This is a genomic window from Phytohabitans aurantiacus, from assembly GCF_027923225.1.
GTDB classification, from domain to species: Bacteria; Actinomycetota; Actinomycetes; order Mycobacteriales; family Micromonosporaceae; genus Phytohabitans; species Phytohabitans aurantiacus.
This window is the reverse complement of record NZ_BSDI01000113.1, coordinates 1-8,153: the sequence shown is the minus strand read 5'-3', so window position 1 is coordinate 8,153 and position 8,153 is coordinate 1. Positions and strand designations below refer to the sequence as shown.

General features: G+C 70.7%; 9 protein-coding genes. 3 read left to right on the top strand and 6 right to left on the bottom strand.

Annotation, left to right across the window (positions count from 1 at the left end):
- Positions 1-602: 602 nt before the first annotated feature.
- Both QMG73_RS45930 and QMG73_RS45925 read right to left on the bottom strand, forming a co-directional pair.
- Positions 603-1,142: a DUF3455 domain-containing protein gene (locus QMG73_RS45930; RefSeq protein ID WP_281906464.1), complete on the bottom strand. Its 540-nt coding sequence runs from the start codon at positions 1,140-1,142 to the stop codon at positions 603-605.
- Positions 1,143-1,200: 58 nt separating this feature from the next.
- The gene (locus QMG73_RS45925; protein ID WP_281906462.1) at positions 1,201-1,578 is read right to left on the bottom strand and encodes a hypothetical protein; all 378 of its coding nucleotides are present in this window, start codon (positions 1,576-1,578) and stop codon (positions 1,201-1,203) included.
- A 142-nt stretch (positions 1,579-1,720) separates the two neighbouring features.
- Between QMG73_RS45925 and QMG73_RS45920 the strand changes: the two genes are divergently transcribed.
- Positions 1,721-2,761: a TRM11 family SAM-dependent methyltransferase gene (locus tag QMG73_RS45920; RefSeq protein ID WP_281906461.1), complete on the top strand. Its 1,041-nt coding sequence runs from the start codon at positions 1,721-1,723 to the stop codon at positions 2,759-2,761.
- A 4-nt stretch (positions 2,762-2,765) separates the two neighbouring features.
- Here the strand turns inward: QMG73_RS45920 and QMG73_RS45915 are convergent, their stop codons facing one another.
- The 3 genes from QMG73_RS45915 to QMG73_RS45905 form a co-directional block, all read right to left on the bottom strand.
- Positions 2,766-3,911, bottom strand: coding sequence for a S1 family peptidase (locus tag QMG73_RS45915; protein WP_281906460.1), 1,146 nt, complete (start codon positions 3,909-3,911; stop codon positions 2,766-2,768).
- A 752-nt stretch (positions 3,912-4,663) separates the two neighbouring features.
- Positions 4,664-5,437 carry a hypothetical protein gene (locus tag QMG73_RS45910; RefSeq protein WP_281906458.1) on the bottom strand — a complete coding sequence of 258 codons (774 nt, stop codon included), beginning with the start codon at positions 5,435-5,437 and terminating at the stop codon, positions 4,664-4,666.
- 37 nt (positions 5,438-5,474) lie between these two features.
- Positions 5,475-6,080, bottom strand: coding sequence for an NAD(P)-dependent oxidoreductase (locus QMG73_RS45905; RefSeq protein WP_281906457.1), 606 nt, complete (start codon positions 6,078-6,080; stop codon positions 5,475-5,477).
- A 54-nt stretch (positions 6,081-6,134) separates the two neighbouring features.
- On the opposite strand from QMG73_RS45905, the gene QMG73_RS45900 reads away from it, so the two are divergent.
- Positions 6,135-6,503, top strand: coding sequence for a winged helix-turn-helix transcriptional regulator (locus QMG73_RS45900; protein ID WP_281906455.1), 369 nt, complete (start codon positions 6,135-6,137; stop codon positions 6,501-6,503).
- Here the strand turns inward: QMG73_RS45900 and QMG73_RS45895 are convergent.
- Positions 6,493-7,005, bottom strand: coding sequence for a GNAT family N-acetyltransferase (locus QMG73_RS45895; RefSeq protein ID WP_281906454.1), 513 nt, complete (start codon positions 7,003-7,005; stop codon positions 6,493-6,495). The genes QMG73_RS45900 and QMG73_RS45895 overlap by 11 nt on opposite strands.
- Before the next feature lie 99 nt (positions 7,006-7,104).
- Between QMG73_RS45895 and QMG73_RS45890 the strand changes: the two genes are divergently transcribed.
- Positions 7,105-7,839, top strand: a complete 735-nt coding sequence (locus QMG73_RS45890) for an SDR family oxidoreductase (RefSeq protein WP_281906453.1) — start codon at positions 7,105-7,107, stop codon at positions 7,837-7,839.
- Positions 7,840-8,153 lie beyond the last annotated feature (314 nt).

Here is an 8,153-nt window from a genome sequence, read left to right as displayed (position 1 = left end):
CCGGAGATCTGGTGACCACCCACCCGGAGAACTCATGTCCGCACAGCCGGAGGTCCGCGGTCCGCACAACCGGAGATCGAGATGTCCGTTGACAAAAACCGCGTGCATTCGCCCTTGATCCATGCGATCGCCCTTGATCGGCGGGCAGGGCACGGCGACACGTGCCGCCAACCCCTCAAACCCCGCCTCACGCGTCCCGCTCGCGTGCCGCACGGCGCCCCACCCGCCCGCTCCCCGCCCCACCCTCCGCCGATCAAGGGCGAACGCACGCGGAAAAGCGATCGAACCACGTGCATTCGCCCTTGATCGACGCGAAAGGCCTTGATCGACGGCCCTTCGCGGGGCAACGGCAAGCCCAGAACCAGGACCAAGCTCTGAGCTACCGCGACGTCCGCCGTGTGCGAGACCGCTGCTCCCGCGGCCTCACCCTCCGCGCCCGGTCACGCTCAAGATCCCCGACACCGGGCTCGGATGCCGCAACATCCGGATTTCGCTGCCACGTCCGGACGGGTCGTGTAGCCGCGCGGGGTGAGGCCGCGGGAGCAACGGGCATGGAGCGCGGCGGACGTCGCGGTAGCCCGATATCTCTTGAATTTGATCGTCTACGCGGCGGTGAAGAAGCGGTACACGGCGCGGTATGGCACGCCGCTGGTCTGGCCGTCGACGCAGGCGCTCGCCGGTGCGACGCCGCCGCTGGTGTCCAGCCGCTGGATGTACGTTACCGCCCCGAACACGCCGTCGCCGCGGGTCCGGGTGGCCTGGAGCAGCAGCTGTGGGATGGCGCCGGACACCGGCGACGAGGCCACCGACTTGGCTTCCACGAGCGAACCGTCGCGTGTGGACTGCCAGCTCGGACCGCGGAAGTGCGTCGCGGTCTGCGGCCCGGGGAAGCCCTTGGCCTTACCGGTCAGGATCGCGGCCGGCTCGGTGAACGTCCAGGCGCCGGCCGTGCAGGTGTAGACCTGCACACCGGTGGCGCCGAAGGTGGCGAACGGCGCGTTGCCGGCCGGCGGTACGAGATTGGCCGGCACCGGAGACGTCGACGCGCCTGGGCTGTGCGCGCTGACCGGCGCGGCGGCGACCAGGCCGGCCGCGAGCACCCCGGCGCACATGACGCCGCGGAGAGTACGGGTGAGTGTCATGCTCAGGGAACGTCGGTTTCGCCGGACCGGTTCACGGGGTCACCCGGACGTGGCAGCCTCAGCCCTTCGCGAGGAGCGCCCCGATCGCGGCGGCGCGGTCTCCGAGCGCGGCCCGCAGCAGCGCGGCGGTCTCCTCCACCGTGCCCGCGTCGATCGCCTCGACCACGGCCTCGTCGACGTTGCGGACGGCGGCCAGCAGCTCGTCGCTGGCGGCGTCGATCTGCTCGAACTCCACGCGCAGCCGGTCGGCGACCTCTTCGTCGAGCGCCGCGATGGCGGTCGTCAGCACGTTGACCTTCTGCTCGATACTGACGATCCGTTGGTTGATCACGACCGGTTCGCCCCTGGTCGGACCGCCGGCAACCGCCGGGCGTCCGGCCGCGATGGCCTCCACGCGCCAGGCGAGTGCCGCGTGGTCGGCGTCGGACAATGCCACGAAACCCCCTCCTCCAAGACCAGCCGCAATCCTCGCCGTCCGCCGGCGGCTTGCGGATCGAGTACTGGGATGGGCGGCGCCGCTGGACGATGGCGATGGCGGTCCGAACGGCCAACCCCGGACGTGGGAGACTGACTGAATCATGAGTCAGTACGGCCTTCTTATCCTGCCTTCGGCCAACCGCGTGTACGCCGAATCGTCGGTCGACCTCACCCGAGCCGAGCTCGAACTGTTCAATCAGTCAGTGCTCGGCGGGAAGATCAGCGACGTTGACACCGCGGTCGTCGGCGGCGTGCGCTACGTGACCTTCGAGGCGGACAGCCTCGACGAGCGCGACGCGGCGTTCCTCGGCAACCTGTCCTCTGTGTACGCGCTGTTCGCGTTCGTCGGCGACCTGCTGCGCCCGTTGGAACTTCGGCGCCTGGACCGCTTCGACGACGACCTGATCACCATCCAGAAGTACGCTGGCAAGACCAACGAGCAGTTCACCAAGCTGCTGTTGAACGCCACCCTGCTGGCCTCGGCGTGGGCGCCGGAGATGCTGGAGCGCCGGTTCCGGGTGCTCGACCCGCTGTCCGGGCGCGGCACCACGCTGAATCACGCGCTCATGTACGGTTTCGACGCCGCCGGCATCGACATCGACCAGCAGGACTTCGAGGCGTACCAGACGTTCATCCTGACCTGGTTGAAGCGCAAGCGAGTCAAACACCGCGTGCTGGAGTCGGGCCCGATCCGGCGCGAGCGGCGGGTGGTCGGCCGGCGGCTGCGTGTCGAGCTCGCACCGTCCAAGGAGGACTACAAGGCCGGCGACACGCAGTCGCTCGACGTGGTCAACGCCGACACCACCCGATCGGGTGAGTTCTTCCGGCCCGGCACGGTCGACCTCGTCGTCGCCGACGCGCCGTACGGCGTACAGCATGGGTCGCGCACCGCGGCCAAGGGCCTGGCGCGCGACCCGCTCGCGCTGCTCGCGGCCGCCGCGCCGGTGTGGTCGAGGCTGCTACGGCCCGGCGGCGCGCTAGGCATCTCCTGGAACACGTACGTGGCCAGCCGTGACGACGCCGCGAAGGTACTGGCCGACGCGGGGCTGCGGGTACTGGAGTCGGAGCCCCACCTCGCCCTTCGCCACCGCGTCGACCAGGCAATCGTCCGCGACGTCCTGATCGCCGCCAAGCCTGACTGATCGCTCAGTAAACCTCGACGCCGTACCAGGCGAGCGCCGGGTTGACCCGCTGGTGGTACGCGATGCAACCTGACGTGTTGCGTCCAGAGTGGATGCCGAGCGCGGCGGCACCGTGGAAGATGGGGCCGCCGCTGTCGCCGTCACTGACGCAGTGGTCAGTACGGAAGAGGCCGTAGACATTGCCTTCCCGGTAGTGCGCGGTGACGTCGAGCTCGTACACGGTGCCGCAGTACGTGCCGAGGACCCAGCCGCTCTGGCAGACGTACTCGCCGAACCCGGGGTCACGGGAGTGCGTGATGTCGGTGACCTGGCCGCTGCCGTGCCAGTACACGTTGCCGGGCTTGTCGACGACCGGGTTGTTGTGCCGGATCAACCCGTAGTCGGTCCCGGGATAGCGCCCGCCAGCGTCGTATCCGAAGTAGACATTCGCACCGTTGTACCACTTCGCCTCACCCGAGGCGAGCACCGTGCAGTGCCCGGCGGTGATGACATACTTCTGTGTCGGGTCGCTCTTCTTCTGCACGCTGAACCCGACCGAGCACGTGCCGCCGCTACCGTTCCGCATGTACTTGCCGCCGTTGACAGGGCCGCTCGTGTCAAGCTGCCCGGCCAGCCGGGTCAGCCGCGCCGCGTCGCCGAAGGGCGCCAGCACCGCCGCCATCTCCGCGAAGTCCACTTCGGACACAGTACTGTCGGCGGTAACGTTGATAACGTTGTCGTCGACAGCGGTGCCCCACGTGGTGCCGCGCGTGTCGATACGCTCGTCGAGCGCCTTGCGCACGGCGTTCAGGTCTTCGACACTGTGCTTGACCCGCTTGGCGACGCCGCCCGCCGCCGTGACCGCCCGCTCGGCGGCCGCGTCCGTGACCGTCACGACCATCCGTTCGGTCTTCCGGTCGAAGTAGACACCCGCTGTCCTCTGTGGACCGAGCTCCGCCGCGAGCCCGTCGGCGCGTACGCTGCCGATGCCGGCGCGCACCGGGATACCCCGCTCGGCGACTGTCTCCGCCGCGGGCGCGACGACTGTCTCCGCCGCGGGCGCGATGGCGGCGATCCGCTCGGCGTTGGCCGGCGCGTTCGTGGCCAGTACCGCGACGACGACGGCACCGACCGCGACCGGTACCGCGCGGCGCGATAGTTGTTTCCGCACGTTTGTGTCCTCCCCAGGACCCGTTGGATGTACGCTTGATCATCTACTGGCACGGGTGAACGGCGACCGGCCTGGAACGGCAACGCGTCGTGACCCGCCGGTGAACAAGCGCCCTTGCGACCGCGCGGCCCTGGCCCGGCGCGGACGGCACGGACCCGGCCCGGACCAGCACCGACAGGCACGGCGCGACCGGAACACACGCGGACCGTCCGGCGCCGGGCGGCGGCGCGGCAAGCGGCGAGCCACGGCGGGCGCCGGGCGGTGGGAGACGGCCTGGCGAGCAGCGGCACGGCAGGCGGCGCGCGGCGGCACGGCAGGCGGCGAGACACAGCGGGCGCCAAGCGGCGGACGGCGGCGCGGCGAGCCGCGGCGCGGCAAGCGCCGATCAAGGAACCTTGCGTGGATCAAGGGCGAATGCACGCGAAAAGAGATCCAACCACGTGCCTTCGCCCTTGATCCACGCCAAGAGCACCCGCGCGCGACACACAACGATCCGCGCGACAGAAGGCGCCACGACCCGCGCCATGAGCGCCACCACCGCCACCCGCCCGGCGCGCAGCGCCGATCAAGGAAGAACGCATGGATCAAGGGCAAACACACGCGAAAAAGAGATCCAACCACGTGCATTCGCCCTTGATCGACGGCGCGGGCCGCGCAGCGCGGAGCGCGCGAGCAAGGTCGGAGCGCGCGGAGCAAGAGCACACAGCGCGCGACCGCGACCGCGCAAAGCGCAGCCAACCAAACATCGGACGTCAGCGTTGGAGGTTGGTCAGGCGCTGGGCCGCCTGGCGGGCCGCCCGGGCGGCCTTGTCGGCCGTCGCGCGCGCCTCGCGTTCGGCGCGCTGGGCCGCGCGGTGCGCCTCGTCGGCCTCCGCGAGCTGCCGCTTCACATCGTCGACGCGCTGGGCGGCCTCCGCGAGCGCGGCGCCGGCTTCGTCGAGGTCCGCCTGCGCGTCCTCGTACGCGGCCGCGGCGGCCTCGGACGCCTGGCGGGCCTCGTCCACGTCGCCCTTCCGGGCGCCGGTGGCGCGAGTGACCGGTGTGGCGCCCGAGTCTCCGGGGAAGCCGGTGGGGGAAAGCACGCCCGTCAGGTGGCCGGCGTTGAGCTGCTCGGCGGCGGCTTCGTCGGCGAGCGCGGCGTGCAGGGTCTGCTCCAGGCCGCGGGCGGTGTCCTCGGTCGCCGGGTGGCCGGCCGCGTCGGCCAGGGCTCGCGCCTGCCGCACCAGCGCCTGCACGACCTGCCGTTGCTGGCGGGACAGTTCCTTCAGCTCGTCGCCGGCCAGGCTCGCCGTGGCCTCACGCAGCGACGCGCCGAGCTCCAGCAGCGCGCGTATCTCGTCCGGCCGCTCGCGTACCAACTGATTGGTCAGCCAGCCGGTCATGGTCGGCTTGCCCAGCGCGGTTATCCGCTTCGCCAGGTCGCTGTCGCCGGCCTCGCGCGCCTCTTTGGCTCGCGCGTTGCGCGCCGCGGTGAAGTCCCGCGGCGGCAACGCGTACAGTTCATCGGCGATCTCGTCGAGACTCACAAGCTCTATGACACCACCAAATCACCTCCCGTGACGCCTACGTGGGTCCGGTGGTGCTTCGGCGTATCGATCTCGTCGAGCAGCGCGATCGCAAAGTCGGCGTACGAGACGCGGCTGTCGGTGTCGAGCCCGCCGGTGCGGTAGCTTCCGGTGCGCACTCCCCCGTGGTGGAAGTCGCCGGCCGGGCTGATGGCCAGCCAGTCCACGGGCGCGGGGCGGCGCGCAGCACGTCGACGCCGGCCGCGTGCCCGAGGCAGAACGGCCGGTACTCCGCGGGAAACTCCGGCGCGTCGAGCAACCGTACGCCCGGCGCGACCTCCAGCAGCGTGCCGATGGTGACGACCAGCAGTCGCCCGACGTCGGCGCGGCTCAACGCGTCCGCCGCCGCGACGTAGAAGGCTTCCGGGTCGGCGGTCGCGTCGTAGACCGCGCCGATGGCGGCGTCGTGCCCGTCGGCCGCCGCCGCGACGCCGCCCCGGTCGGTGACGTCTCCGGCGATCACGGTCACCCGTTCGCCGGCCATCGCCGTATACCGGCTGGGATCCCGAACGACGGCGGTGACCTCGTGCCCGCGAGCCTGTGCCTCGCGGACGGCGTGCCGGCCGGCGCGCCCGCCGGCCCCGAAGATAGCGATTTTGCTCATGGCCGGGACGCTATGTCGTGGGGTGCCGGTTACCGCAACGGTACTGTCTGAGCGGTGAGACAGTCCTTGCGCGCCGACATGTTCGATCCGGCCTGCCCGTCGCGCCTGAGCCCGGTGCGGATCGGCGACAAGTGGGGCGGGATGATCATCCTCTGCCTCGAAGGCGGTCCGCGTCGCTTCTCGGAGCTTCGCGTGCCGCTGCGGCGCGTCACGGCGAAGGTGCTGACCGAGTCGCTGCGCGCGCTGGAGCGGGACGGGCTCATCACCCGCACCGCCTACGACGAGAACCCGCCCCGGGTGGAGTACGCGCTGACCCCGTTGGGCCGCACCATGCTGGAGCCGATCGCGTGGTGCCGCGAGTGGGCCCGCGACCACCTTCCGCAGGTGGTGGCTGCCCGCGAGGCGTACGAGGTCACGCCGTAACGACCCGCCGCCACCGGGCCTCGCCGTCGTGCCATTCGTCGGTCGGCGACAGTCCGGCTGCGGCTGCGACCGCCGCGGACGCCCGGTGGTCGGGGTGGATGTGCGCTATGACGGCGTGCACCGGCTGATGGCCGAGCCAGTCGACGAGCCCGCGCGCGGCCTCGGTGGCGATGCCACGGCCCTGCCACCGGCTGCCCACCACCCAGGCCACCTCCGCGACAGTGTCCTGATTGGACGGTCTCACCGTCGCCTGCACCGTGCCCGTCAGGCATGCTTCGTCGCGCAGCCGGATCACCCAGTTCAGCCAGGTGACCGCCGGATCGGGAGCGCCCGCGGTCATACGCTGATAGCGTGAGCGCAGTGCCTCCGGCGTGTCCGGAGCGCCACCGATAAACGTGTGCAGCGCCGGATCGCTCAGCACCTCAGCCATTTCCTCCGCGTGCTCGACGCGAAGCGGCAACAGATCGAGGCGCGGTGTGCGGATGACCTCCGACGTGATCACGGTCCCATCATGCCCACTGTCACGGATCGCCGGGCTGCTCGGTCCTAGCTGTCGACGTGGGCGGTGAGGAGAACGCCCCGGCTGACAGGGAGGCAACTCATGAAGATCGTGGTCATCGGCGGCACCGGCCTGATCGGGTCGAAGCTCGTGACCAAACTGCGGGAGCACGGCCACGAGGCGGTGGCGGCGTCACCCAACACCGGCGTCAACACCCTCACCGGTGAGGGGCTCGACAAGGCGCTGGACGGCGCGTCGACGGTGGTCGACGTCTCGAATTCGCCGTCGTTCGAGGCCAGCGCCGTCATGGACTTCTTCCGCACCTCCACCCACAACCTGCTCGCCGCGGAGGCGGCGGCCGGGGTCGGCCACCACGTCGCGCTGTCGGTGGTGGGCACCGAGCGGCTGCCCGAAAGCGGATACTTCCAGGCGAAAATCGCTCAGGAGAAGCAGATCGAGGGCGGCTCGACCCCGTACTCGATCGTGCACGCGACGCAGTTCTTCGAGTTCGTGCCGGCCATCGCCGATTCGGCGACCCAGGACGGCACCGTGCACATGGCGGCCGTGGCGTTCCAGCCCATCGCGGGCGACGAGGTGGCGCAGCAGGTCGGCCGGGTGGCGGTGGGATCGCCGCTGAACGGAAGGGTCGAGATCGCCGGCCCGGAGCGGTACCGGATGGACGAGTTCTTCCGCGAGGCCCTGGCCGCCCGGAACGACCCCCGCAAGGTCGTGACCGACCCACACGCCCGCTACTTCGGCGCCGAGCTGGGTGAGCGGAGCCTGGTGCCCGACGACGGCGCGGTCCTCGGCCAGATCCGCTACCGCGACTGGAGCTGAAAATCGAGCCTTGAGCTACCGCGACGCCCGTCGCGCGCCATACCGCTGCTCCCGCGGCCTCACCCTCCGCGGCCACACAACCAACCGCCGGCGCCCGCCCCCGGGCCAGCCCAACACGGCGTGTCGCCACGCCGCTTCCGCCGATCAAGGGCAAACGCACGCGGTTGGATCTCTCTTCCGCGCACGTCCGCCCCCAGGCCAGCCCAACACGGCGTGTCGCCACACCCCGCCCGCCGATCAAGGGCAAACGCACGTGAATCGATCGCATATCCGCGTGCATTCGCCCTTGATCCATGCGAATGCCCTTGATCGGC